General features: G+C 58.5%; 30 protein-coding genes and 2 tRNA genes. 2 read left to right on the top strand and 30 right to left on the bottom strand.

Annotated features, from left to right (window positions below; all coding sequences use genetic code 11):
- Position 1: 1 nt before the first annotated feature.
- The 14 genes from J3489_RS14090 to J3489_RS14155 form a co-directional block, all read right to left on the bottom strand.
- Complete coding sequence (locus tag J3489_RS14090) at positions 2-298, bottom strand: hypothetical protein (RefSeq protein WP_206998975.1); 297 nt, start codon at positions 296-298, stop codon at positions 2-4.
- Between the two features lie 141 nt (positions 299-439).
- On the bottom strand, positions 440-823 hold the full coding sequence (locus J3489_RS14095) for a hypothetical protein (protein ID WP_206998977.1): 384 nt from the start codon (positions 821-823) through the stop codon (positions 440-442).
- 2 nt (positions 824-825) lie between these two features.
- Positions 826-1272, bottom strand: coding sequence for a DUF2280 domain-containing protein (locus J3489_RS14100; protein ID WP_206998979.1), 447 nt, complete (start codon positions 1270-1272; stop codon positions 826-828).
- Between the two features lie 250 nt (positions 1273-1522).
- A complete protein-coding gene (locus tag J3489_RS14105; protein WP_206998981.1) occupies positions 1523-1798 on the bottom strand; it encodes a hypothetical protein in 276 nt (91 codons plus the stop codon).
- Positions 1788-2066, bottom strand: a complete 279-nt coding sequence (locus J3489_RS14110; RefSeq protein ID WP_206998982.1) for a hypothetical protein — start codon at positions 2064-2066, stop codon at positions 1788-1790. Before J3489_RS14110 ends, J3489_RS14105 begins: the two co-directional genes overlap by 11 nt.
- Positions 2063-2458 (bottom strand): hypothetical protein, encoded by a 396-nt coding sequence (locus J3489_RS14115; protein WP_206998984.1) that lies wholly within the window; start codon positions 2456-2458, stop codon positions 2063-2065. The genes J3489_RS14110 and J3489_RS14115 overlap by 4 nt, the downstream gene beginning before the upstream one ends.
- Positions 2448-2870, bottom strand: coding sequence for a hypothetical protein (locus tag J3489_RS14120; protein WP_206998986.1), 423 nt, complete (start codon positions 2868-2870; stop codon positions 2448-2450). Before J3489_RS14120 ends, J3489_RS14115 begins: the two co-directional genes overlap by 11 nt.
- A gap of 3 nt (positions 2871-2873) precedes the next feature.
- Positions 2874-3095: a hypothetical protein gene (locus tag J3489_RS14125; RefSeq protein ID WP_206998988.1), complete on the bottom strand. Its 222-nt coding sequence runs from the start codon at positions 3093-3095 to the stop codon at positions 2874-2876.
- A gap of 3 nt (positions 3096-3098) precedes the next feature.
- Positions 3099-3563: a hypothetical protein gene (locus J3489_RS14130; protein ID WP_206998990.1), complete on the bottom strand. Its 465-nt coding sequence runs from the start codon at positions 3561-3563 to the stop codon at positions 3099-3101.
- Positions 3560-3922 (bottom strand): hypothetical protein, encoded by a 363-nt coding sequence (locus J3489_RS14135; protein WP_206998992.1) that lies wholly within the window; start codon positions 3920-3922, stop codon positions 3560-3562. Before J3489_RS14135 ends, J3489_RS14130 begins: the two co-directional genes overlap by 4 nt.
- Positions 3919-4071 carry a hypothetical protein gene (locus J3489_RS14140; RefSeq protein ID WP_206998993.1) on the bottom strand — a complete coding sequence of 51 codons (153 nt, stop codon included), beginning with the start codon at positions 4069-4071 and terminating at the stop codon, positions 3919-3921. The genes J3489_RS14135 and J3489_RS14140 overlap by 4 nt, the downstream gene beginning before the upstream one ends.
- Before the next feature lie 649 nt (positions 4072-4720).
- Entirely contained in the window at positions 4721-5758 is a 1038-nt protein-coding gene (locus J3489_RS14145) for a hypothetical protein (protein WP_206998994.1), read from the bottom strand.
- A gap of 911 nt (positions 5759-6669) precedes the next feature.
- On the bottom strand, positions 6670-7926 hold the full coding sequence (locus J3489_RS14150; protein ID WP_206998995.1) for a HEPN domain-containing protein: 1257 nt from the start codon (positions 7924-7926) through the stop codon (positions 6670-6672).
- Positions 7927-7992: 66 nt separating this feature from the next.
- Positions 7993-8712 carry a hypothetical protein gene (locus tag J3489_RS14155; RefSeq protein ID WP_206998996.1) on the bottom strand — a complete coding sequence of 240 codons (720 nt, stop codon included), beginning with the start codon at positions 8710-8712 and terminating at the stop codon, positions 7993-7995.
- 138 nt (positions 8713-8850) lie between these two features.
- On the opposite strand from J3489_RS14155, the gene J3489_RS14160 reads away from it, so the two are divergent.
- The gene (locus tag J3489_RS14160) at positions 8851-9066 is read left to right on the top strand and encodes a hypothetical protein (RefSeq protein ID WP_206998997.1); all 216 of its coding nucleotides are present in this window, start codon (positions 8851-8853) and stop codon (positions 9064-9066) included.
- 34 nt (positions 9067-9100) lie between these two features.
- Here the strand turns inward: J3489_RS14160 and J3489_RS14165 are convergent, their stop codons facing one another.
- Positions 9101-9406 (bottom strand): hypothetical protein, encoded by a 306-nt coding sequence (locus J3489_RS14165; RefSeq protein ID WP_206998998.1) that lies wholly within the window; start codon positions 9404-9406, stop codon positions 9101-9103.
- 227 nt (positions 9407-9633) lie between these two features.
- Between J3489_RS14165 and J3489_RS38825 the strand changes: the two genes are divergently transcribed.
- A complete protein-coding gene (locus tag J3489_RS38825) occupies positions 9634-9813 on the top strand; it encodes a DUF2158 domain-containing protein (RefSeq protein ID WP_206998999.1) in 180 nt (59 codons plus the stop codon).
- Between the two features lie 56 nt (positions 9814-9869).
- Here J3489_RS38825 and J3489_RS14175 read toward each other — a convergent pair whose 3' ends face one another.
- The 15 genes from J3489_RS14175 to J3489_RS14245 form a co-directional block, all read right to left on the bottom strand.
- Positions 9870-10382 (bottom strand): DUF2335 domain-containing protein, encoded by a 513-nt coding sequence (locus J3489_RS14175; RefSeq protein ID WP_242540009.1) that lies wholly within the window; start codon positions 10380-10382, stop codon positions 9870-9872.
- Positions 10366-10566, bottom strand: coding sequence for a hypothetical protein (locus J3489_RS14180; protein WP_206999000.1), 201 nt, complete (start codon positions 10564-10566; stop codon positions 10366-10368). The genes J3489_RS14175 and J3489_RS14180 overlap by 17 nt, the downstream gene beginning before the upstream one ends.
- Positions 10567-10879: 313 nt before the next feature.
- Positions 10880-10956, bottom strand: a tRNA-Pro gene (locus tag J3489_RS14185).
- Between the two features lie 53 nt (positions 10957-11009).
- Positions 11010-11432: a MerR family transcriptional regulator gene (locus tag J3489_RS14190; RefSeq protein ID WP_206999001.1), complete on the bottom strand. Its 423-nt coding sequence runs from the start codon at positions 11430-11432 to the stop codon at positions 11010-11012.
- 48 nt (positions 11433-11480) lie between these two features.
- On the bottom strand, positions 11481-11891 hold the full coding sequence (locus J3489_RS14195) for an integration host factor subunit alpha (protein ID WP_206999003.1): 411 nt from the start codon (positions 11889-11891) through the stop codon (positions 11481-11483).
- A gap of 66 nt (positions 11892-11957) precedes the next feature.
- Positions 11958-14390: a phenylalanine--tRNA ligase subunit beta gene (gene pheT / locus J3489_RS14200; RefSeq protein WP_206999005.1), complete on the bottom strand. Its 2433-nt coding sequence runs from the start codon at positions 14388-14390 to the stop codon at positions 11958-11960.
- A gap of 116 nt (positions 14391-14506) precedes the next feature.
- Positions 14507-15520 (bottom strand): phenylalanine--tRNA ligase subunit alpha, encoded by a 1014-nt coding sequence (pheS, locus tag J3489_RS14205; protein ID WP_206999041.1) that lies wholly within the window; start codon positions 15518-15520, stop codon positions 14507-14509.
- A gap of 188 nt (positions 15521-15708) precedes the next feature.
- Positions 15709-16068, bottom strand: a complete 360-nt coding sequence (gene rplT, locus J3489_RS14210; RefSeq protein ID WP_206999007.1) for a 50S ribosomal protein L20 — start codon at positions 16066-16068, stop codon at positions 15709-15711.
- A 29-nt stretch (positions 16069-16097) separates the two neighbouring features.
- Positions 16098-16295: a 50S ribosomal protein L35 gene (gene rpmI, locus J3489_RS14215; RefSeq protein WP_004191477.1), complete on the bottom strand. Its 198-nt coding sequence runs from the start codon at positions 16293-16295 to the stop codon at positions 16098-16100.
- Between the two features lie 221 nt (positions 16296-16516).
- Positions 16517-17041, bottom strand: a complete 525-nt coding sequence (gene infC, locus J3489_RS14220; RefSeq protein ID WP_136898272.1) for a translation initiation factor IF-3 — start codon at positions 17039-17041, stop codon at positions 16517-16519.
- A gap of 49 nt (positions 17042-17090) precedes the next feature.
- Positions 17091-18998 carry a threonine--tRNA ligase gene (gene thrS, locus J3489_RS14225; RefSeq protein WP_206999009.1) on the bottom strand — a complete coding sequence of 636 codons (1908 nt, stop codon included), beginning with the start codon at positions 18996-18998 and terminating at the stop codon, positions 17091-17093.
- Between the two features lie 311 nt (positions 18999-19309).
- Positions 19310-19386: transfer RNA gene (locus tag J3489_RS14230), tRNA-Val, on the bottom strand.
- Positions 19387-19522: 136 nt separating this feature from the next.
- The gene (locus J3489_RS14235) at positions 19523-21757 is read right to left on the bottom strand and encodes a RelA/SpoT family protein (RefSeq protein WP_206999043.1); all 2235 of its coding nucleotides are present in this window, start codon (positions 21755-21757) and stop codon (positions 19523-19525) included.
- Positions 21758-21798: 41 nt separating this feature from the next.
- Positions 21799-22152, bottom strand: coding sequence for a RidA family protein (locus J3489_RS14240; protein WP_206999011.1), 354 nt, complete (start codon positions 22150-22152; stop codon positions 21799-21801).
- An 88-nt stretch (positions 22153-22240) separates the two neighbouring features.
- Positions 22241-23155, bottom strand: a complete 915-nt coding sequence (locus tag J3489_RS14245) for an alpha/beta fold hydrolase (protein WP_206999013.1) — start codon at positions 23153-23155, stop codon at positions 22241-22243.
- Between the last annotated feature and the right edge of the window lie 288 nt (positions 23156-23443).

Below are 23443 nucleotides of genomic sequence, written 5' to 3' on the forward strand. Positions count from 1 at the left end.
GTCACGCGTAGGTGACTTGAACGGTACTGGTAGAGCGCAGCACGGCCACCAAGCCATTGGTAAAGCTGGCGTTCAACGGAAAGTTGGCGAAGCCGTTGGCTGTCTTCACCGATGCTATCGGGTTGCCGGTCAACACCAAAGGTGCATTAGTCGCCGAGTCATAGAACGAAACATCGAGTGCGGCGGCGCCGCCCACCGATCCAACGGGTTGGGGAACCGTGATGCCTTGCAGGGTTCCGGCGCCGGTCTTGATCTGTTGCAGGGTCGGCGGGTTGCCGGTGATAAATGCGGTGCTCATAAAGGACTCCTATGTATAGAGGTGAAACCTATCTAAAAGCGGATTTTTTCCAATTTGCTCGGAGCAAAACCTACGTAAAGGCGACTTTGCTCTGGAGAACACTATCCCTGTGGGAGATTTGGGGGTGCCTCGGCGGGTGCGTCAGTCCTCGGACTCAACATCCTGTAAAGGGTCATCGGGAGACCCCTGAACATTTTGTAGAATCGCGGCCACCGATGCGGGCGCGAAAGGGTTATCGAGATCGTAGGCGGGGCCATCGTCAGGGGCGCCACGCGCATGAATCAACCCGCCTGCATTCACGTCATAGCCATCGGGTACGGGTTCGGCGAGCGGCCAATCGGGTAGACCACCGATCACAGTCCATTCCCGTCCACTCGGAAGCTTGTAGGTATGCGTGGGCGGGGGGTCGGGCTGATTTTCGGGCGGCCATCCTCCTACAACCTCGATCACCATCGGACCAAAGGTGTCCATGTATTCCTGCTGAAGCCGTAGAAACTCCCTGACAGGCATCGAGCGTATCGCCATGGTTACTTGCTCCCGCCGTTTCCGGGGCCGGGCATCTGCTGACGCTTCATCAACTCCACCACTTCCACGTGCTGCATTTCGTTGCTCGCCACGTTGACGGCGTTGATAGCATCCTTGATGCGGTTGGCTTCTACCGCTGCTGTGTACTGGTCATCGAGGCGTTGCAAGCGCACGGCCTTGTGTGCCATCGGCAAGGCTTCAATCTCGTTGAGAAAGCGCTTGCGCTCGGCAAAGAACATATCGCGCAGGCGATGACCCAACTTGGCGTTGCCGTTCGATACCGTTGGGTCATACCCAGCGATGGCCGAAGGGCTCACCTCGATGCCGAAAATTTTTTGGACGGCGCGCGAAAGGGCGGTCGGTTTTTCAAACCGGGCTAGTGCCTTCGTCACGTAAATCTTCGCCTCTATGTTCAGGCGCTTCTTCTTAGGCTTTTCCTGCGTTTCCATCTCCCCACCTTTCAATGATGTTCAACAAGGGTTCCTTGGTGTGGGGTGTCTATCCTGTTATTCGATCCACAATCCTACTTTCTTGGTCCTGCTTCTATCTAGCTTTGCGCTCAAATTCTCTTTGCACCGCTTCGCGGCCCGCAATTTTTGGCTCGATTCGGGCTAGTTTGGGCCTAGTTTCGAGGTGTATTTTTCGGACGGTGTCTACCCTTCTCTGCTCCCTTGCTGGCTCCCGCCCCCGCCCCGATCTTCAGTGCAAAACCCCGCCAGCGGCGGCTAGTTCCTGTGCTGCGACTACTTTCGCGGCTTCAAATGTTCCGACTTGGCACGATGCCACGTCATCAAGCCACTGCATAATCTCGCGGTCATCGGGGAAGGCTTCCGCCAACCCTTCCAAGATCAAACCTGCTTCGTGCATGCGCCCTGCCACAAAGGCCAGCTTTTCAAGTGTGATCGGAAGATCAACCCGAAGGCCCTTGAGCAAGGCGGTAACGTCGCGCATACCTTCATCTCGGTTAATCTGCATTCCCCTCCTCCTCTTTAAGCGATTCGACGTATTCGGCGTGCTCGATCTTCCCGCGTAGGTCTTCCATGTGCTGAAACAAAGAAACTGAGTGCTGCAAAATCTCGGGGTGCCCATAGAGTCGATGCATGGACCGAAACAAATCATCGAGTTTTTCGCACTTAGCAAGCTCGGCGCGAAGTTGATCCAGGTCGCGGGGGCCTTCCCTCAGTTTGAAGATCTCCGCAAGCAGGGCGCGAGCCTCGGCCATCTCGCCAATTTGATGGTTCATAGCTTCCCCATCTGTTTCAGCACCGCACCAACGATGAGGGTCACGCGGGCCATGACTTCATCACGTGCTGCCGCAATCTGCCGTTGCATATGTATGAACTCTGGATTGCGGGGCGCAAGCTCGATCACGCGAGCAATCATCTTCTCGGCCCGCGTCCACAAGGCATGCTCGGCGTTCAACTGGTCCAACCCTTCGCCGCTCGCCCGCACTTCAGCGATAGCAGAAAACATGGAGCTAAGGTGCGCGAGACCTTCGCTTACGTCGCTAATATGCTGGTCCCGCAAGCTCGAAGCCCAATCACGGCCCGCCTGCTTCAACGGCAGTTTTGGCGCGGGGCAATTCAAATTCATCGAGAGGCTATTCGGCAGGCCATCGAAGGCTTCAGGACTCATTTTCGGCGCTCGTCAAATGATTAGGAATTGCAATTGATTGCAGCGCTGCTGCTGCCTTCTCGGCGGCTCGCCTGAGCCGGATGCGCTCTGCCCGGCGCCGCGCATGCTCGCGCCACTTTGCGCGCCGTTGCTCGGCAAACTGCGGATCGGCTTCCGCTTTTGCACGGTCGATAGCGGCGCGGGCGCGGCAATAGGCCCGCCGATACTCGACTCGTTCCGGGGTTTGGCTATGGCGCTTCGCTTTTGCCGTCAGTTCGGCCCGGTGCTCGCTTCGATAAGCGACGAAACACTGCTTGCACCAACCTTGGCGGCCATCGAGCGCTGCCGAAAGCTTCGCGAATGCAGCGAATGGCAACACTTCCCCGCATCGCGCGCAGCGCTTACACCCTTCGGTAACGTGCTCGGTGCCCATGGCTTACCCCAAGTCGGGCTCTGGCACGTCACCGCGCAAGCAAACAGTGACGATTTTGAACGGAACCCGGCCATCGCTAAGGACCTTCGTGATCTTCGCGGCGTGCGTTGCGAGAAACTTTTCGGCATCGTCTACCGATACCAATCCGTCCCCCACGGCGCGGCGCAACGCGGGCACGTCCACGGTGACGACAACTACACCTGAAAGATCGTCGGTAGCGTCCATGTCTTAAATCCGGTGCGGGCGCCCCGTCGTAGGATCAAGAAGGCCATACCCCATGGGTTGCGCCTTGAATTGACCCAGCCATGAATTCATCGAGCCAACAAATTCATGACTCTCGCGGCCTACCTGGTCGTATCGCGTGATCTGGCGCAACGGCCCCTTACCCATCTCCTTCATTGCCTCGCTAATGACCCTCTGGCCGAACTTTGCCAATTCCTTCGGGGCATAGGCGACTGGGCTAAAGTCCATCCGCGCGTAGGGGGTCAACGGTTTCAAGGCATCAATCAGCGATAGCCGATACTGCGCCGGGCTTTCCTCATCGAACGGGCCGCGCGGCAGTCGTCCGCTCATAGCCTCATAGGCGTCCCGGTACTCGCTGGCGATAGCCGCATGCTCGGGCTTAGAGTATTGCAACAGCCGAAGCCCTTCGTTCATTCTGCGATTGAGGTCTGAATAATCCGGCTTGCTCATATCTGCCCCTTGCGGTGCGCTTCGATCAGTGCCTCGGCAATGTCGGCTTCGGCTTGCAGTTTCCAAGCTGCGTTCTTGCGGACTTGCTCAGGGTCGGAGCCAATAGCCAACATCCGTTTGCCGGGCGCCTTCCACTCGCTGAGCCAACGCATACCCGCGCTCGGTGCTGCCTCGAATTCGACAAACCGGCGCCCGCTGATATCTTCCATCGTGACCTTGCGCAAGCCGTACTTATCGAATCCCGCGCCGCGCTCAATCACCTTCATGCCATCCGCCCGCGCCATAACAACTGGCTTATCTTCGTGGCCCACCCACACGCCAGCGCGGCGCTGGATTGCCCTAAATTCATCGCTGGTCATGCGTCATCCTCATCGAGAAGTTGGCGATTCGTTTGCGCGCGTTGGAGCATCGAGAGCGAGCCGATAAGCCGTTGCTCAGCGTCGATCAATTCCAACAGCACAGCGCGAGCCTGCGGGTCTGCGTTCTGGCGCAGCGTGCCAATTTCCACGGCAATGCTGTGGACTACACGGCCAATCGAATTGAGCGGAGTATTTGATGACACGGCTTGCTCTCGCCTTGCGCTTACGTTAGAGACAGCATCGCAAAAACTTTTTGATTGTGGAATACCTAACGCACAAAATATCGAAAAAAATTCGCACCCCTAGTTAATGGTAGGAGTGCGATTTCGATCCGGTCCATACACGTATTTTCGATTTATTATTTTTTCGCCTCGTTTCGTGCCTTTTCTTGTCGTTCTCGTTGCTCTCGCGTCCATTGGTGCGCGCCTTCGCGGATTCGATCAAGGTCCATCGGGGCGAAGCGCGGGGCCGGGTCTCCCGCATACAAGTAGCCGCCGTGGCTTCCCGCTGCGCTAACGAGTCGGCAGATTACCCCCGGTGGCAAGCGAGGCGGCCCGCTGGTGGCTTCGAGGGCGCCGGGTAAGGTGTTCGTATCGGCGGCTGTAGCCGGGCCGTCCTTCGGGCTTTCTATGGTCCGCATGTCTCACTCCTTGTGTTGGCCTGCATTGGGTGCGGCGGTGGCTCGTTCGTCCAGTGATCAGAAAACAGACGGTCATTTGCTTAGCTCCTTGATGGATCACTACGTAGGACTACCATATAAATGGGGTGCGATTCCGGGTCTCGCTAATGCTCCTTCGGCTAAAACTTCGGTTGGTATTCAGGCCACGCGCCCGCTGGTTGCTGTGCGGGTGCCACGGGCGGTTGCTTGGCTTTGTTGGCCCCCGCTAATGACAACGCCCATGCGTGTAGATCTTCCTTGTCCTCATGGGCCGGTAGCGCAGGGGCGGCGGGCGCCTTCGGTTCGGGCGCGGTGGCGGGGGCCAGGATCGGCGCGGGTGCCGTTTGCAATTGATTGCAGGCTGTAGTCTGAGGATTGGTCGGCTTGGCGGGTGCTGGGGGCGCCGCGTGCTTCTTCTGATACAGGCGCGCGGCCTCCAGCGCGTGAGACGCCAGATAGGCGGCGTTGGGGTGCTTTAGGCTGTCCGATCCATAGTCGAGAGGATCAACGGAAAGCACGAACTCCGACCAATGGTCATCGAGTATCCAGCGCTCCACGTGCGCCCATTTGAAACCGTACTCCTCGAATACCGGGCCATTGGCGCGGGTGAGGTTCTCGCGGTGCTTCTCGTCCTCGATGACTTGGCCGGTCAGGGATTCGAAGATGCACACGACTTCGGATAGTGAGGAATGCGACGCATTCTCATTCTCGGATTCTTTTCTAACACCCCTTCTACTGTTTCTAGTTTTCTTCACTATCCCTTCCCCTGCGGGTTTTGACTTAGGGTTAGCCGTCAGGTGTTGCTCGCTTGGTTCATGCGAGCAGGTTCTATCCTCATCTCTTGAACTCTTAAGAGAACTCTCTGTAATGGGCTGGTTAGTTTTAACCAGCGGTTGGTTAGAACTAACCAGGGGTTGGTTAGATTTAACCAACGTAGCGACCATGCGGTAGGCGCAGCACTCGTTACCGTTGAACCATCCTCTGCTTTCGATGACTAGGCCGCTTGCCAGCATGTCACGCACGGCAGTGCGGATAATCTGGATTTTTTCAGGCGGCATGCCGAAGTGCGCCGCCCACATGGCGCGGCTGAAGAAAGTCACCTGATTCCCGTGGTAGTCCTTTTGCCTCGATGGGTGCTCGGCTTCCAGCGTCAGGAAACGGATGGTATTCACCATCATGGCGGCTATACCGTTGAAATTACAGGCCGCCAAGTCATCAACATCGCAAAAACCGGCGCGTATCGCGCACAGGCAAGGGAATGGGCCGCTTTTTAGGTTTCCGCGCTATTGCGGCTTGATTTTCTGCCGCCGTCCAATTCGGAATCGCGGGAGAAGTAAACAGGTCGGCGTGCGCCTGTGTCGTGGCGCCAGCAGCAGTGGATAAATCGCTCATGCGAAAACCCCAAGCATTATTTCAATTGAACTTATGAGGGAGTCCGCATATAATTGATTTGCGAAACCCCAACCGTTGTAGGTCCAACGGTGATATAGCCCCGGCTCCTTGGTCCGGGGTTTTTTTTGCCCAACAAAAAACCCCGGGAGTGATCGGATAGGGGCTCGGGCTGGCTGGCCAGATAAACCGGTTTTGCGTGGGAATGGTGGACCCAAACCGATTTACCCTGGACAAGCCCCTATCAGATTACTCCCGGGGTCGTCGCCATTGATTCGCATGTCACGGGGTGCCGCCCCGACAATTCAATTATAGATTACCGCCCATTAAGATCAACATCTTTATAACGCAACCGTATTAACGTCAAATAGTCCGACGAGAGAAACGGGCGATATAGCGCAATCGCGTTTATTGTCAAATCTGACCCTGAATTGCAATTGAGTGCAATTGCCAATCTAGCAGCGGCATTGAAAGCAACTTGGATGTTACTAGCCAGGACTGTGACACAGTACGATTAATTGCAGAGGGCACAAAAAAGCCCGCAACTAAGGCGGGCTAAAAACCGCGTCCGAGGCGGGCGCGGGTTACTGCTAGACGTTGTCAGTCAGGTCATGCTCATTCAGACTTGCGAGATGCCTAGGCGAATCTCACTGAGTTTTCAAAACTACAGCTTTTTTCGCGCAAACCCGCTTATATCTCGCTAAATCAGCCTGAGGTTCATAATCTCCTTTTGAATTGATTGTTTTGCGATTCCTCGTCCCCATTCCAGGTACTTTCGCTCATCGAGACTGAGCGATGCGACACTTCCGTGGACGAGCTTTGATCGTACCCGGTACAGTTCCTCAAAGTTCTCCCGTATCATCTTTCTATCTACTATTGACGTACCGATCAGGTAGGCGCATCGATCGGCGAGTGTTTTTGTTAAACCCTCACGACCATTTTCATCACCAAAAATCGCTTCCAATGCGATGCAGATTTGCAGGAATGATATCGTACTGTTTTCTGTTGTGTAGGAATCAACACACCACTCGATTGCGGATTTTATGCGGCCTGCGTTTTCGTTACGGCTATCTATTAATGCGGATGCGGCTTTGAAAATTCCTCCGATGACATGCGCGTGCTGGTCGGCGCTAATTTGATTAAGCGGGGAATTGTTGGTTTCGTTGAGCTCAAGGCTGCCAAGAAACAGACTTAGGTCAAAAGGAAGTTCGACGCGAATAATTCGGGGGGCGGTCGGATGCTTTTCAATGCACTCTAGATAGTGCTTTTCGACAGAATGATGTGTTAGACCACCTAGCAATCCGAGGGTGGCAGGTCGGCGATTAGATATATGAATTATTTCTGCGTACAACGCCTGGAAGATTGCAATTTTGAAGTTCGTTAGGGCACGACGGACGGTTTGGTTCCTATGGCTGTTCCTACAATACCCTGATATCGAGGATTTGAAGTAAGCCTTCGGCTTGTGGAAGCGAGAGGGATCGCTCATTGCAGATAATAATAATCCGCCACCGTAAAGATCTGGACCCCATGGGATATCGTCGTCTTTCGAGAACGATGCGAGCGCGAAGCTTTGCGACAGTTGTAGCGATGGGAAGATGATGTTGCCCTCGGGGGTCTTAAGGTATATGTCGTAGGCGAAGGGAATCCGACAGTAGAAGTCTGTCAGATATTCCGTGAGGGCCTCAATGCCAGCTTCACCGAGTAGAACCTTTAGCAGCCCGCTTTGATCGTTAGGGGATTTGAATTGGGTCGCTAACTTATCGTAAGTCAGCGTAAAGAAAATGTTGTAAACGTCATCGATGTCGATCCATTCTTTTTTGTGTTTTATTAGCTCAGTGCCTAGCGATTCGAGGTGCGCGTAGTACGACCGGAATTCGGGCCATCCGGCTTCGATGACACAGTTTTGGAGGATGCCAGCTACGTGGCGTCTGACACTGTCGATGGCGTTTGGGTGCATTTCCGACTCGGTGGCATTTATACGAGGATTTGTCCGCTCTCCGCGCATCTTCTGTGCGGATACGCTCTACCATTTCGCAATGTTCGCCTCTACAGCGGCAACGAAGTTCGGGAACACTTCGGCAAGGCCAATGCGGCTCGCTATTTCCTTATCGTACTGTTCAGTCTTTCCTTCATCGAATGATGCGCCAATGTAGAATCCTGGTTCTTTGAAGGAAGTCATCGCGCCTATGGTCATTAAAGTGAGGTGACTATAGCGATGATAAAACTTCTCTGAATGGGCAAGCGCATTTACACCGTCTTTTTTAAGGCCAAGTATCTTCCGCTGTTTTTGAACTTCCGCCACGGCCTTCTGCGTCGAATATTTATCTTCTACAAATCTGTCTAGAACAGGTAGCGTTTTGCCGGAACTGAGTAGTGCGGTTGCTATGGCTTCGGTTACTTGCCTCGAAAGGTTGCCAGCCGCGATGATATGCCCGGACAGAAACAGCTTCATTGACTGGATATGAAGCGTGATTGCGCAGTACACGAGGTTCGCAACCAATCCGATTTTCTCGTTGTGCTCCGCCTTGGCGATAAGGGCTTCCCAGTCGATCATTGCTTGCGCCATCAGTTCGGCGAACCGCTCAGACTGCTTGCCGTACCGCGCCAAGAAAGCAGAGGCAGCGTCCTGATCGGAGCCAGTAATCTCGGAATAGATCATGCGTTTTGCTTCTTCGGCGCTATGCATGTTTGCCCCCATATCAACGGACTGGAATTCCGCTGGCTCTGCTTTTCTCGTCGCCATGTGGTCGCTCGCGCAATCCGCGATGATCATAGCAGGCGCGGGCCGCCAAGCGGGCGAGCAACTACGAGCAACTACTTTCCGCTGGCGTTTGCACGATGCGCTTGGGTACGATTGCCTCACTTCCCAAGGAGAACCACCATGAAGACAAGAACCACCAAGAAGACCTACAAGGCGCTACAGGAGTACGTGCGGGCAAAGGCCGGGCGGGTCATGCAGTCTTGCTGGATAGCCGACAGAAAGGAAAAAAACGGCCTGCGCGTGAATTCGCGCCGCGTTGGCGAGCGGCAGAAGCCCTGCCCGCCCCAGTATGAGCAAGTGATCGACAGCGCCATGCTTGAACTGGGCTGGCTTTGACGGTCGCTGAAATTGACGGCACAGCGAATCGGGCTCACAGGTGTAGGAACAAGGGAAGCGCTGCGCTAATGACGGTTGTTATCGCGCCCAACCCTACAGAAATCGCAGTCCACAGAGCAGCTTTCCGATTTAAGTTCGAACTCTCCTGGCTGGCGCGCAAAAGCCCGTCTATCCAATCTGCTGCGCTGCTGCTGGCGTCGCCCACCGGTTCTATCTGGCCGTACAGCGCATATGTTGGAATCACGTCTATCTTGCTGGCTTGGTGCCATAGGCGGGCCGCGTACACGCCTGTAAAGGCGGGGAACAACGCAATGGTCCCAACGATAAAAAGAAGTTTCATTTCTCGATTCCGTGGCGGGCGGAGTACGTCATCATAAGTCCCAAGCGGGGATTCTCCGTTCGAACGGATGGCAGTAGTTGTGCTTATCAATTACAAGCAGCAAGTCGCGTATCGGAGTGAAACTTGTAGGTTTTCGGGCGGAACCCCGCTCGCTGTGCGGCGCTCATGTCTAGATCATCTCCATCGCGGCCCGTGATTGTGCGGCCGCTTCACCAACGGAGAACGGCATGGAAGCGAAATTTAGGATCGGAGATGTTGTCGGCCTGATGTCGGGGTCAGCCAACATGACAGTGGCAGACGTGATAGAGACAGACGTTGGGTATGTCTACCACTGCCAGTGGGTAGACGCGCGAGGGTTGGCGCAACAGCAAACCTACCGTGAGGCCATGCTAGTACCGTGCAATTGATTGCACGCCGCATGCTGGCACGCGCCGTGTGGAGGATGGCGGCCCGCTGGGACGATTTACTCCGAAGGCTTCGGGTTTTCGTCCTCTTCGGGTTCGTCTTTTTTGCTACCGCCCCAAGGTCCGTGACCAGTCAGGAATGCGGTCGCTATACCTACCAGCAACGCGCCCGCAACGGCAATGGCTGATTTTTCCTTCCCGATGGAGGCCAACTCCCAGATAAGGCCAAACCCAAACAGCACCAGCACGAATGCCATCCACTGGGCGCGGGTGTCGCGCCGTATCATGCCGTTTATGCCAAGCAGGTCCATGGCTCGTGAATGCCTGCTGTTCGCCTGGAATTCGTCCACGATCATGCGCGCGCAGCCGGGCACGATCTTGTCATACTCTGCCATGTACTCGGGGGAGGGCATTGGGCCGCGATACGACTCCATACGCATCGCAATCTGGACTTTACGCTCAACGATTTGATCGAGCTTAGGTTCAATGACCTCAACTATGTCGTCGGGTGCCTTGTTGGCGCTCCGAGCGCTATCTGCGCCTTTATCGTTGTTTTCAGCGGGCACTGCCATGCTTGCGGACGACTCCGTTCAGGGCTGAGCGCATGTCCTTTCCCGTGCGAGACCACGCCTCATCCATCCGCTTGGCGGCGGACTTATGCGGGTAGGCCGTACGGTAGTCCCCGTGCGGGAACAACGAAAACGTCGTCGCCAAGGCGTCGGCAAACACCGCGATGCCGCTTTGTCGAGTTTTCATGTCTTCCTCGGTGTGGTATCTGTGACGTAGGCGTTACGGCAGTAGATGCCGTTCGTGCGATACGTGTTTAGCCAATTATACGCATTAGTTGCATATGTTAGTAAAGGCTAATAAACCCCTGTAAAGCCTCGCCTACGTGCGTCTGCGCCCGCAATGCCCGACGATACGGTGCGATTGGCCTACTGCCATTGCAATTGATTGCAACGGGCCTGCCCGTGTGGGGGTCGGGCGTCTGTGGGGGTCGTTGTGGGGGTCGCGGCTCAGAAAAAGAAAAAGGGTTAGCGGCTACTAACCGGCTAACCCTTACTACGTCTGGTCGGGGCGAGAGGATTTGAACCTCCGACCACCTGCACCCCATGCAGGTACGCTACCAGGCTGCGCTACGCCCCGAAAGCACAAAAGTATAACAGACACTTCCGCAGATTAGAACCATTGCCTCGAAACTAGCGACGCAACAGATCGATCACACTCAGCAGATCCTTGCGCAACTGCTCGACGTTGACCGGCCCAGCCGCAGGCGGCGAAGCGGCCGCACTCGCCTCCGCAACCTGCGCCTCGCTCGGCGCAGCCGCCGCAGCAGGCTCGTCGACCACCGACCCATGCGAATCGAGACGGTTGCGCGCGCCGTTGATCGTGAATCCCTGCTCGTAGAGCAACTCACGAATCCGCCGAATCAGCAGCACTTCGTGATGCTGATAGTAGCGCCGGTTCCCCCGGCGCTTCACCGGACGCAACTGCGTAAATTCCTGCTCCCAGTACCTCAACACATGTGGCTTGACGCCACACAGTTCACTGACTTCACCGATCGTGAAGTAGCGCTTCGCCGGAATCGGAGGCAAGACGACTTTTTCGACCGTCGTTGTCATCGTCAGTTAACCGTCGTGGTGAATTGCGCGGGAAACGCGCCACGTGTATCAGCGCGCGAAGTCTTCTTCAGCGCCGTTTTCGACTAGCGCCTTCAACTTTTGACTTGCATGGAACGTCACGACACGACGCGCGGCGATCGGAATCGCCTCGCCGGTCTTCGGGTTGCGGCCGGGACGCTGCGGCTTGTCGCGCAACTGAAAGTTGCCGAAGCCGGACAGCTTCACGCTGTCGCCGCTTTCCAGCGCGTCGCGAATCACCTCGAAGAACGCCTCGACCATGTCCTTCGCTTCACGTTTGTTGAGCCCGACATTGTCGAACAGCAACTCGGCCAGCTCGGCTTTGGTCAGCGTCGGCGTTTCCGTCGAAGCGCCGGCGGGTGATGTCGGAATGTCGCGAATCATGGCGCTACGCTGCGCCGTAAGAAGGGCTTCGAAATCACTCGAGTTCATTTCGTTCATATCAATTGATGGCGCGTCACACGAATACCAGACAATGCAGGAGCAACCGTAAGATGTCGTCCGCGCTTATCCACGCAACCGTGCGCCATAGACTCGAGCCAAGCGATCCACGAGGGTTTTGACGGCCAGATCCACCGTTTCATCCTGTAGGGTTCCTGCAGTATCTTGCAAGGTTACGCGGAACGCAAGGCTTTTCTCATGAGCTCCTGGCCCACCAGAAGTATTTGATTTTGCACGAAATTCATCGAAAAGCGCAACCCTCTGAACAGACTTGCAAGCTTCCTCGGAAAGCGCCTTTTGCATCTCGTCGAGCAGCGCCTGAACCTCGATTTTTTGGTCCACGACAACCGCGATATCGCGCCGCACCGGCGGGAATTTCGACACCTCAGACGGCGTCGGCAGCGAGCGCTCGATCAGCGCGTCGGCGTCGATCTCGAACAGGATCGGCGCATTCGGCAAATCGTACTTCTGCATCCAGCGCGGATGCATTTCGCCGAGCCAGCCCACCGCGCGGCCATCGAGCTCGATGCTCGCGCTGCGTCCCGGGTGCAACGCCGGATGTTCGGCTTTGACGAAGCGCGCGACGCGCGGTGCGATCAACGCTTCGAGATCGCCCTTAACGTCGAAGAAATCGGCTACGCGCGACGACGTGCCCCACTGCTCTTCGACCAGCGGACCATACGCGAGCGCACCGACGCGCTTCGGCTGCGCATAGCCTTCGACAGCAAGCTCACCCGCCTTCAGCGACGGATCGTGCAAGAACACACGCCCCGCTTCGAACACGCGAATACGTTCCGCGCGCCGATTCAGGTTGTGGCGCAGCACGTTGATGAGACTGCCGAACAACGTCGTGCGCATCACCGAAAGCTGGCTCGCAATCGGGTTCAACAGACGCACCGGGTTGTCGTTACCCGCGAAGTCCTGCTCCCACTCGGCGTCGACGAAGCTGAAGTTCACCGTCTCGGCGTAATCGCGTGCGGCAAGCTCATGACGGATCGTGTGGATCGAGCGCTGGGTTTCGTTGGTTGCGCGCATCTCGCTCGCGGCGACCGGAGGACGCGCCGGAATCTTCTCGAAGCCGTAGATGCGAGCGACTTCTTCGATCAGGTCTTCCTCGATTTCGATATCGAAGCGATACGGCGGCGGCGTCACGGCGAACGTATCGCCGTCGCGTTCGAATTGGAGACCGAGGCGCGTGAAAATCTGCGCGATCTCGTCAGCGCCGATCTGCACGCCGATGATGCGGTTCGCACGCGCGACGCGCATCTTCACCGGCGTGCGCTGCGGCACGTTGACGGTCTGATCGTCGACCGGGCCGGCCTTGCCGCCGCAGATGCCGAGAATCAGCTGCGTGATGCGCTCGATGTGCTCGACGGTCGTCGCGTAGTCGACGCCACGCTCGAAGCGATGCGCGGCATCGGTCGAGAAGTTGTACTTGCGCGCGCGGCCGCGGATGCTGTCCGGCCACCAGAATGCGGCTTCCAGATAGATGTTCGTCGTGTCGAGCGAGACGGCCGTGCTGTCGCCGCCCATGATGCCGGCGAGGCTTTCGACATGGCGGTCGTCGGCGACCACGCCGACGGTTTCGTCGAGCTCGACCGTGTTGCCGTTCAGGAGCTTCAGCGACTCACCACGACGGCCCCAGCGCACTTCGATCGCGCCATGAATCTTGTCGAGATCGAACACGTGCGACGGACGGCCAAGCTCGAGCATCACGTAGTTCGAAATATCGACGAGCGCCGAAATGCTGCGCTGGCCCGAACGCTCGAGGCGCTCGACCATCCATTGCGGGGTCTTCGCGCGCGCATTGACGCCGCGGATCACGCGGCCCGAAAAGCGGCCGCACAGATCGGGCGCGGCGATCGTGACCGGCAAGGTTTCGTCGAGCGTGACTTCAGCTGGCTTGAATTCAGGCGTCTTGAGCGGCGTACCGGTAATCGCCGACGTCTCGCGCGCGACGCCAAACACGGACAGGCAATCGGCCTTGTTCGGCGTCAGCTTGATTTCGAAAATCGTGTCGTCGAGGTTCAGCGTCTCGCGGATATCCTGGCCGATCGGCGTATCTTCCGGCAGGATCAGGAGGCCGCTATGATCTTCGGACAGCTTCAGTTCCCGCGCCGAGCACAGCATGCCCTGGCTCTCCACGCCGCGCAGCTTCGACAGCTTGATCGCGAACGGCGCCCCCCCCTCTTCGGCCGGCGGCAGTTGCGCACCGACCAGCGCGACCGGCACTTTGATGCCGGGCGTCACATTGGGCGCGCCGCACACGATGTTCAGCGTTGCGCCGGTGCCCGCATCGACCTGACACACGTTGAGCTTGTCCGCATCGGGGTGCTTGACCACTTCCAGCACGCGGCCCACGACGATCTTCGACGTTGGCGGCGCAGCCGGCCGCAGACCTTCGACTTCGAGGCCCGCCATCGTCAGCGCATGCGACAGTTCGTCCGTCGTCAGTTGCGGGTCGACAAAGGTTCTCAGCCAGGATTCAGGGAATTGCATGGATGTCTACGTTCGAAATGGGTGATGTCCACGTCCGGCTCGATGCCGGGACATGCCGGAACACAGCTCGCGGCGCACTCGAAAGCTCCCGCTTCGCGCCACGCTCGATTCGCGTACTAGGCGAACTGCCGCAGAAAGCGCAGATCGTTTTCGAAGAAGAGCCGCAGGTCCTGCACGCCGTAACGCAACATCGCGAGCCGCTCCAGGCCGCTGCCAAACGCGAAGCCGATATAGCGTTCCGGGTCCAAGCCCATGTTGCGAATCACGTTCGGATGCACTTGTCCGGAGCCCGAAATTTCGAGCCACTTGCCGGCGTTCTTGCCCTCTTCGAACATCATGTCGATTTCGGCGGACGGCTCCGTGAACGGAAAGTACGACGGACGGAAGCGCACGAGAATGTCGTCACGCTCAAAGAATTTCTTGAGGAAGTCGGTATAGACGCCCTTCAGGTCTGCGAAGCTGATGTTCTCTTCGATCCAGAGCCCTTCCACCTGGTTGAACATCGGCGAATGCGTTGCGTCGCTATCGACGCGGTAGGTCCGTCCCGGCACGATCACCTTGATGGGCGGCCGGTTCATGCGCGCATAGCGGACCTGCATCGGGCTCGTATGCGTGCGCAACAGCAATTGTCGGCCGTCGGCATCTTTGCCGTCGACGTAGAAGGTGTCCTGCATCGAGCGCGCCGGGTGGTTTTCCGGGCTGTTCAATGCGGTGAAGTTGTACCAGTCGGTTTCGATCTCGGGGCCATCGGCCACGTCGAAGCCGATCGAGCGGAAGATCTGCTCGACGCGCTCCCACGTGCGCATCACCGGATGCAGGCTGCCTGCACCGGCGCCGCGGCCGGGCAGCGTGACGTCGATCGCCTCCGCGGCGAGACGCTGATTCAAGAGCGCATCCGCGAGCGCTCGACGGCGCGCGGTCAGCGCTGCCTCGACCTGCTGCTTCGCGACGTTGATGCGTGCGCCTTCGGTCTTGCGCGTGTCGGGATCGAGCTTGCCAAGGCCCTTCAACAGCTCGGTCAATACACCCGACTTGCCGAGAAACCGTGCCTTCTCGTTTTCGAGCGCAGTGACATCGGAGGCGTGTTCGAAAGCTTTTTGCGCGTCGGCGACAATCTGGTCCAGATCCATTGATCCCATCATTTCAACGTCATTGAAAAGTGACACTTGCGCTCGAGCAGCAAACCCGAGCAGCGAATACATGCGAATTCGTTTCTACCAACAAAAAAGGGGCTCGGTGAGGAGCCCCGTTTTTGTTGCAGCGGCACCGAGACTACCGGATCTTCGCTGCAACGAACCACGCAGTGCTAATTTCGCAATTAGGCTGCAACGGCGGCTTTCACCTGCTTCACGATCGCAGCAAAAGCAACCTTGTCGAACACCGCCATATCAGCCAGCACCTTGCGGTCAAGTTCAATCGACGCCTTCTTCAGGCCGTTGATGAACACGCTGTAGGTCATGTCGTGCTGACGCACCGCCGCGTTGATGCGCGTGATCCACAGTGCGCGGAACACACGCTTCTTGTTGCGGCGATCGCGGTAGGCGTATTGGCCAGCGCGCATGACCGCCTGCTTGGCGATACGGTAGACGTTATTGCGACGGCCGCGATAGCCCTTCGCAAGGTTGATGATCTTCTTGTGGCGGGCCCGTGCGGTAACCCCACGTTTAACTCGAGGCATGATTCGCTCCTATGAGTATCGGTTAAGGGTTAGGCGAACGGCAGCATCGCGCGTACGGAATTCAGATCGGAATCGTGAACTGCCGTGGCGCCGCGCAGGTGACGCTTGTTCTTGGTGGTTTTCTTGGTAAGAATGTGGCGCTTGAAGGCTTGACCGCGCTTGACGGTACCGCCCGGACGCACCACGAAGCGCTTTGCAGCGCTCTTCTTGGTCTTCATCTTAGGCATGACGAACAACTCCAGTTTATTAGATGGCGATGGGTGTGCGGTCGGCTAAAAGCCCCTGACCCGCCCTTCGAAACCCAGTCCACTTGTGTACGGCAAGCCGATCGTGCCGGCCGCCGCCCTTTCAGGTAAAGAGCCCGAAATTCGGGCTCTTTACCGAAACCTGCCAGTTACTGTTCACTTCTGTGCAACTCATGGCGCACACCGCCCGGCGCGCTGCCATATCACTTCTTCTTTTTCGGGGCCAGCACCATGATCATCTGACGCCCTTCCATCTTCGGCATTTGCTCGACCTGACCGACTTCGTCAAGGTCCGTGCGCAAGCGCTCGAGCATGCGCATGCCGATTTCCTGGTGAGCCATTTCGCGACCACGGAAACGCAACGTGATTTTCGTCTTGTCGCCGTCTTCGAGGAAGCGAACGAGGTTACGCAGCTTGACGTTGTAGTCGCCGTCATCCGTGCCGGGGCGGAATTTCACTTCCTTGACCTGGATGACCTTCTGCTTGAGCTTCGCCTCGTGCTGCTTTTTCGCTTCCTGGTACTTGAACTTGCCGTAGTCCATCAAACGGCAAACGGGCGGCACCGCCTGCGGGGCGATTTCAACCAGATCCACGTCCTGCTGTTCCGACAAACGGAAAGCTTCGGCCAATTTCACGATGCCGAGCGGTTCGTTCTCGACTCCGACCAGACGCACCTCAGGTGCAGTGATTTCACCGTTGATGCGATGCGACGACTTATCAGTAGCGATGTTACGTTTCCTCTAAAAATTAAAAAAACTAGCCGCGCTGCCGGATGGCTTACTTGAACGCCTCTACGTCTTCACGGAGGCGCTCAACGAAGGTGTTGATCGGCATGACGCCCAGATCCACACCGCCACGGGCACGCACGGCTACCGTCTGTGCATCACGCTCCTTGTCGCCGACCACAAGCAGATACGGCACTTTTTCCAGCGTGTGCTCGCGTATTTTATAGCTAATTTTCTCGTTGCGCAAATCAACCTCGACTCTAACCCCTTGTTTTTGCAACGATTGGGTCAGCATTTGAGCATATTCGGCCTGACTTTCGGCGATATTCATCACGACGGCCTGCACGGGCGCGAGCCAAGCCGGCATTGCACCGGCATGGTGCTCGATCAGAATCCCGAGGAAGCGCTCCATCGATCCGACGATTGCCCGGTGCAGCATCACAGGCCGGCGACGGCTGTTGTCCTCCGCGACATATTCGGCGCCAAGCCGCTCCGGCAACACCATGTCGAGCTGCAATGTGCCGCACTGCCACGAACGGCCGAGCGCATCCTTGATGTGGTACTCAATTTTCGGACCGTAGAACGCACCCTCGCCCTCGAGCTCTTCCCATTGGAGGCCGCAGGCGGTCAGCGCGTCGCGCAGGCCTTGTTCCGCACGGTCCCAGATCTCGTCGGTACCCGCGCGCTGCTCGGGACGCAGCGACAGCTTGATGTCGATATTGTCGAAGCCGAAGTCCTTGTAGACGCTCATCGCGAGCGTATTGAACTTGATCGACTCAGCGATGAATTGCTCTTCGGTACAGAAGATGTGCGCGTCATCCTGCACGAAGCCGCGCACACGCATTAATCCATGCAGCGCGCCCGACGCTTCGTTGCGATGGCACGAGCCGAACTCGGCGTAGCGCAGCGGCAGATCGCGATACGAGCGCAGGCCGTGCTTGAACACCTGCACGTGCCCCGGACAGTTCATCGGCTTGATTGCGTAATCACGCTTTTCCGATTCGGTCGTGAACATGTTTTCACGATAGTTCTGCCAGTGGCCTGACGCCTCCCACAGAGAGCGGTCCATGATCATCGGCGTCTTGATCTCGAGGTAACCGTCGTGATTGACGCGGCGACGCATGTATTGCTCGACCTGCTGCCACAGCGACCAGCCTTTCGGATGCCAGAACACCATGCCCGGCGACTCGTCCTGCATGTGGAACAGGTCGAGTTGCTTGCCTAGCTTGCGGTGATCGCGTTTTTCCGCCTCTTCGAGCATGTGAAGATAGGCGTCCTGGTCTTCCTTCTTCGTCCAGGCCGTGCCGTAGATACGCTGTAACTGCTCGTTCTTCGAATCGCCGCGCCAGTAGGCGCCCGCGACCTTCATCAGCTTGAAGACCTTCAGCTTGCCGGTGGACGGCACGTGCGGGCCGCGGCACAAATCGGTGAAGCCGCCATGCGAGTAGAGCTTGATTTCGTCGCTGGCCGGAATCGATTCGATGATCTCGGCCTTGTACTTCTCGCCGATGCTCTTGAAATAGTCGACGGCTTCGTCGCGCGACACGACGCGGCGCGACACCGGCTCGTCCTTCTTCGCGAGCTCCTGCATGCGCTTTTCGATCTTTTCGAGATCTTCCGGCGTGAAGGGACGCTGATAGGAGAAATCGTAGTAGAAGCCGTTGTCGATCACCGGCCCGATCGTCACTTGCGCTTCCGGGTAGAGATCTTTCACCGCATACGCAAGCAAGTGCGCGGTCGAATGGCGAATGATATCGAGCCCGTCTGCATCCTTTTCAGTGACGATCGCGAGCGCTGCATCGCGATCGATCAGCGCCGACGTGTCGACCAGTTCACCATCGAGCTTGCCGCCGAGCGCGACCTTCGCGAGCCCGGGGCCAATGGAAGCCGCGACTTCGGCAACCGTCACCGGATGATCGTACTGTCGAACCGAACCGTCAGGCAGACGTATCGAAACCATTGCGTTCTCCGAAATGCCCGCACAAGGCGGCACATGAAACAGCGTGTTGATAACAGCAAATCGCTATCAGCAAGCAAACAGCCGACTCACAGCGAATAGGCGACCCAATGACGGCGAAAAAAAATGCGGCCCCGCTTTCGAGGGGCCGCATTCACTTTTCAGCAAACTACAGGGCAAAAGAGGTCCTCGACTAGCGTCGCTCCGAAGTCACTTCGGTAAACGTTCGCGGTGTCATAACCGTATTCGCCTTTTGCGCCGAGGCGCTTTCTGCGTTTCTTTGAAACCCTGGCAAACCAAAGCTTCGATTTCGTTGGTAGGCTCGATTGGACTCGAACCAACGACCCCCACCATGTCAAGGTGGTGCTCTAACCAGCTGAGCTACGAGCCTGAAGAAGCTGAAATTATATGGACCCCATCAACACTTGGCAAGCACTTTTATGCATCGACATTAAAAATGTTATTGCGTGCTGTCCGCGGCTTGCTTCGATGAGCGTTATGGCAGCGTCGCCGCACATCACGATCACTCACGACTTGCGCGACGCGCGCACGACCCCGCTCACTTCGCCCAGCAGCGTGCATGCGCGCTGCACTTGCGCCGCATTCGACACTTCAACCGTGAACTGCATGAACGCCGCGTTGCGTCGGCTCATCGTCTTCACGCCGATCACATTCATCTTCTCGCGAGCAAAGACTTCGGAGATGTCGCGCAAGAGGCCTTGGCGATCAACCGCTTCGATCGCAAGATCGATCGGGTAGACCGTAGAGCCACGACCGCCGAGCACTTCGGCGGACCAGGCCGTCTCCAATACGCGCTCGGGTGCGCGTGCGGCCATCCGCTGGAACGTCGCACAATCGCTGCGGTGTATCGACATGCCTTTGCCACGCGTGACGAAGCCGCTGATCGCATCGGGCGGCGCCGGCCGGCAGCAGCGCGCGAGCTGAGTCAGGAGCGCGTCGACGCCGACGACGAGCACCCCCGCCGATGCCCCATGCGCGACGCTCGCCCCGCTGCTGCGCTTCTCGAACTGCTCGGGCACCTCCACTTCGGGCTCGGGCGGCGGCGCATCGGAGAGCGCCTGCTCGATATTGCGCAGACTGAACTCTTCCTTGCCGACGACGTTGAATAGGTCGTCCGGCGCCTTGAAGCCGAGCTTCGCGGCAAGCTGATCGAGATTGACCGACGTCCTGCCTTCGCGCTGCAGCGTCTTTTCGACCAATGCGCGTCCGGCAGCGATGTTCTCCTGCAATTCGATCGCGTTGAACCACGCACGCACCTTCTGCCGCGCCCGGTGGCTTTGCAGATAGCCGAGCTGCGGATTGAGCCAGTCGCGCGACGGTCCGCCTTCCTTCACGGCGACGATCTCGACCGTCTGACCATTTTGCAGCGGCGTGTTGAGCGGCACCATCGCACCGTCGACGCGCGCGCCGCGGCATCGGTGCCCCAGTTCGCTATGCAGGTGATACGCGAAATCGACCGGCGTAGCGCCTTGCGGCAACGCGATCACGCGCGCCTGCGGCGTCAGCACGTAGATGTGATCGTCGTCGAGCGTCGCCTGGCGCAATTGCTCCCACGGCTTGCTCGCGCCCGGCTCGCCCTCTGCAACGTCGTCCTTCCACGCGAGCAACTGACGCAGCCACGCGATCTTCTCGTCGTATTTTTCGCTTGCGGTGACCTGGCCGGCATAGCCGCGCGCACCGGCTTCCTTATAGCGCCAGTGCGCGGCGACACCGTATTCGGCGAACTGATGCATCTCCTGCGTGCGGATCTGCACTTCGAACGCGCGGCCGTCGTCGCCGATCACCACCGTATGCAGCGACTTATAGCCGTTCGGCTTCGGCCGCGAGATGTAGTCGTCGAATTCCTTCGGGATCGGCTGCCACAAGTTGTGGACGATGCCGAGCACGGTGTAGCAATCCTTGATGTCCGGCACGATCACCCGGAATGCGCGCACATCGTAGAGCTCGGCGAAATCGAGCTTCTTGCCGCGCATCTTGCGCCAGATGCTGTAGATGTGCTTGGGCCGTCCGCTCACCTCGGCGCGAATGTTCGCGGCCGCAAGTTCCTGCTGCAGGCGCTCGATCGCGCTCTCGACATAGGTCTGGCGCTCCACGCGCTTTTCGTCGAGCAGCTTCGCGATGCGCTTGTACGTATCCGGATCTTCAAAGCGAAACGCGAGGTCCTCGAGTTCCCACTTCAACTGCCAGATGCCGAGCCGGTTCGCGAGCGGCGCGTAGATTTCGAGCGTTTCGCGGGCAACGTCGGGGCCCGGCGACAGCTTCGCCGCCGCGTAATAGCGCAGCGTTTGCAAGCGCGACGCGAGGCGGATCAGCACGACGCGGATGTCCTGCGCGAACGCGAGCAGCATCTTGCGCAGCGCCTCGATCTGCGCACGGCGCGCGGCCTGCGCATCGCGCCCAGCTTCCGGCACTGCGCTTTGCGCTGCACGCAGGCTGACCGTGCCGAGACGCAGCAGCTTGCGCACATCGCCGACGAGCTGCGCCACCTCCTCGCCGAAACGCTCGGCGATGACATGCTCGGGATCGCCGAGATGCGGCGTAAGCACGAACAGCGCGGCCGCGAGCACGGCTGGCGGATCGACGTTCAGCGTGCGCATGATCGCCGCCGTTCCTGCTGCATGATCGGCAAGCAACTCGCCGGTCGAGAGCCGCACGTCGCCTGCGTGCTCGCGCACGAACGCCAACGCGTCGTCGAACGACGGCGTCGGGTTCGGTTCGGTAGTAACGGTGTCGGCAATCATCATGCAGGACTACGCAGGCAAAAACTCGGACTCAACGTGCATCAATCCCGCTGCGCGGCCACGACCACGATTTCGACGAGGCAATTCGGATTCGCGAGCTTCGCCTCGACGGTCGCACGCGGCGGCGTCGCGCCGGCCGCGACCCAGGCGTCCCACTCGGCGTTCATGCCGATGAAGTGCGCCATGTCCGAAAGATAGATCTGCACCGACAGCAGAAGCGACTTGTCGCTGTGCGCCTCGGCGAGCAGGCGGTCGATATGGCCGAGCACTTCGCGCGTCTGGCCGTTGATGTCCTGCTCCGTATCGTCCGCGATCTGGCCGGCGAGATAGACCGTGCCATTGTGAATCGCGATTTCCGAAAGACGCGCGCCGACGTGATGACGAATGACTGCCATGGAGTGTCCTGAATGAATGAGTGAGTGAGTGAGCGTTTGCCGAAAGTGGCTGCGGGGACATCGCCATGTCGTCCGGCCCAACCCCAGATTATGACGCGCTGCCGACGAAGAAGCGGCGCGCAATCGCGATTTGCGCGTCGTCGAGGAACGCCGGCGCGTGACCGACGCCGTCGATTTCGATGCTCGATACCGCCTGCCCGCGCTCGACCATTTGCGCGACCGTCTCACGCGACAGCAAGTCCGACTCCGCCCCGCGCACGACGAGCACCGGCCCGGCGACCGCCGCGAGCGAACCCCATAAGGCAGCTTCGCCGGCCGCGCTCAGTTCGGGCGTCGTCGCGGCGAACGGCACCGCGATGCGCGGGTCGTAGCGAAACTCCCACGCGCCGTCCTCCCGTTCGCGCAGGAGCGGCGTGTTGATCTCGCTCCATTCCTGCGGCGTCAGCGGCCCGAACGACTCGGCAAGCGCTGCTGCGTGGTCGATCCCCTCCTGTTTCGTGGCGAAACGCGCCGGCTTGCCGAGGTATTCGCCGATGCGCTCGAGCGACGCCGGCTCGATATGCGGACCGATGTCGTTGAGCAGCAGCTTCCTGATCGGCGAATTGGGCAAGCCGGCGAGACCGAGGCCGATCAGTCCGCCCATCGACGTGCCGAACCAGTCGACCGACTCGACGTCGAGCCGCCCGATGAGGGTCACCATGTCGGCGACATATTGCGGCACCACGTATTGATTCGGGTTGCCGAGCCAATCGGACAAGCCGCGGCCGGCCACGTCGGGACACACGACCCGATAGACGTCGGAAAGCGCCGCGGCCACCCGGTCGAAGTCGCGGCCCGAACGCGTCAGCCCGTGGACGCACACGAGCACGCGCGGATTCGCCGGATCGCCCCACTCGGCGTACGCAACGCGATGCAGCCCGCTCGGGCTGACACATTGCACGTAACGTCGACGCGGCACAGACGAAAGAGCAGCGGCAGGAGATGCGGCGGGTGTAATGGTCATCTGGGCCTTCCTTGCTTGAAGAGCCGACGAACGACGCGATGCGCGGCATCGTCACACAGGGCTTGGGGCAGCACGTTGAACATGGCGTCAATTGTAAACGCTTTGCGATAACGGAACGCCTGGCCGAACGGCTAACGCTCAACTCCCGCCACACGAGCTCGGCCGCTCTGCATGGGGCCGGAGTAACTGCTGAAGCACTAACTCGGGTCGACAATCGGCATAGGGGGCAGTCATATATGACTGCGCCCCTGCCATACCACCCGGCGTGCGGGTCCGCACCGGGCGGTT

This window comes from Trinickia mobilis (assembly GCF_017315705.1).
GTDB classification, from domain to species: Bacteria; Pseudomonadota; Gammaproteobacteria; order Burkholderiales; family Burkholderiaceae; genus Trinickia_A; species Trinickia_A mobilis.

Coding starts and splice junctions, on each gene's coding strand:
- J3489_RS14090 (WP_206998975.1), bottom strand. CDS start 298: ATGAGCACCGCATTTATCACCGGCAACCCGCCGACCCTGCAACAGATC.
- J3489_RS14095 (WP_206998977.1), bottom strand. CDS start 823: ATGGCGATACGCTCGATGCCTGTCAGGGAGTTTCTACGGCTTCAGCAG.
- J3489_RS14100 (WP_206998979.1), bottom strand. CDS start 1,272: ATGGAAACGCAGGAAAAGCCTAAGAAGAAGCGCCTGAACATAGAGGCG.
- J3489_RS14105 (WP_206998981.1), bottom strand. CDS start 1,798: ATGCAGATTAACCGAGATGAAGGTATGCGCGACGTTACCGCCTTGCTC.
- J3489_RS14110 (WP_206998982.1), bottom strand. CDS start 2,066: ATGAACCATCAAATTGGCGAGATGGCCGAGGCTCGCGCCCTGCTTGCG.
- J3489_RS14115 (WP_206998984.1), bottom strand. CDS start 2,458: ATGAGTCCTGAAGCCTTCGATGGCCTGCCGAATAGCCTCTCGATGAAT.
- J3489_RS14120 (WP_206998986.1), bottom strand. CDS start 2,870: ATGGGCACCGAGCACGTTACCGAAGGGTGTAAGCGCTGCGCGCGATGC.
- J3489_RS14125 (WP_206998988.1), bottom strand. CDS start 3,095: ATGGACGCTACCGACGATCTTTCAGGTGTAGTTGTCGTCACCGTGGAC.
- J3489_RS14130 (WP_206998990.1), bottom strand. CDS start 3,563: ATGAGCAAGCCGGATTATTCAGACCTCAATCGCAGAATGAACGAAGGG.
- J3489_RS14135 (WP_206998992.1), bottom strand. CDS start 3,922: ATGACCAGCGATGAATTTAGGGCAATCCAGCGCCGCGCTGGCGTGTGG.
- J3489_RS14145 (WP_206998994.1), bottom strand. CDS start 5,758: ATGATGGTGAATACCATCCGTTTCCTGACGCTGGAAGCCGAGCACCCA.
- J3489_RS14150 (WP_206998995.1), bottom strand. CDS start 7,926: ATGCACCCAAACGCCATCGACAGTGTCAGACGCCACGTAGCTGGCATC.
- J3489_RS14155 (WP_206998996.1), bottom strand. CDS start 8,712: ATGGCGACGAGAAAAGCAGAGCCAGCGGAATTCCAGTCCGTTGATATG.
- J3489_RS14160 (WP_206998997.1), top strand. CDS start 8,851: ATGAAGACAAGAACCACCAAGAAGACCTACAAGGCGCTACAGGAGTAC.
- J3489_RS14165 (WP_206998998.1), bottom strand. CDS start 9,406: ATGAAACTTCTTTTTATCGTTGGGACCATTGCGTTGTTCCCCGCCTTT.
- J3489_RS38825 (WP_206998999.1), top strand. CDS start 9,634: ATGGAAGCGAAATTTAGGATCGGAGATGTTGTCGGCCTGATGTCGGGG.
- J3489_RS14175 (WP_242540009.1), bottom strand. CDS start 10,382: ATGGCAGTGCCCGCTGAAAACAACGATAAAGGCGCAGATAGCGCTCGG.
- J3489_RS14180 (WP_206999000.1), bottom strand. CDS start 10,566: ATGAAAACTCGACAAAGCGGCATCGCGGTGTTTGCCGACGCCTTGGCG.
- J3489_RS14190 (WP_206999001.1), bottom strand. CDS start 11,432: ATGACAACGACGGTCGAAAAAGTCGTCTTGCCTCCGATTCCGGCGAAG.
- J3489_RS14195 (WP_206999003.1), bottom strand. CDS start 11,891: ATGAACGAAATGAACTCGAGTGATTTCGAAGCCCTTCTTACGGCGCAG.
- pheT (WP_206999005.1), bottom strand. CDS start 14,390: ATGCAATTCCCTGAATCCTGGCTGAGAACCTTTGTCGACCCGCAACTG.
- pheS (WP_206999041.1), bottom strand. CDS start 15,520: ATGGATCTGGACCAGATTGTCGCCGACGCGCAAAAAGCTTTCGAACAC.
- rplT (WP_206999007.1), bottom strand. CDS start 16,068: ATGCCTCGAGTTAAACGTGGGGTTACCGCACGGGCCCGCCACAAGAAG.
- rpmI (WP_004191477.1), bottom strand. CDS start 16,295: ATGCCTAAGATGAAGACCAAGAAGAGCGCTGCAAAGCGCTTCGTGGTG.
- thrS (WP_206999009.1), bottom strand. CDS start 18,998: ATGGTTTCGATACGTCTGCCTGACGGTTCGGTTCGACAGTACGATCAT.
- J3489_RS14235 (WP_206999043.1), bottom strand. CDS start 21,757: ATGATTGCCGACACCGTTACTACCGAACCGAACCCGACGCCGTCGTTC.
- J3489_RS14240 (WP_206999011.1), bottom strand. CDS start 22,152: ATGGCAGTCATTCGTCATCACGTCGGCGCGCGTCTTTCGGAAATCGCG.
- J3489_RS14245 (WP_206999013.1), bottom strand. CDS start 23,155: ATGACCATTACACCCGCCGCATCTCCTGCCGCTGCTCTTTCGTCTGTG.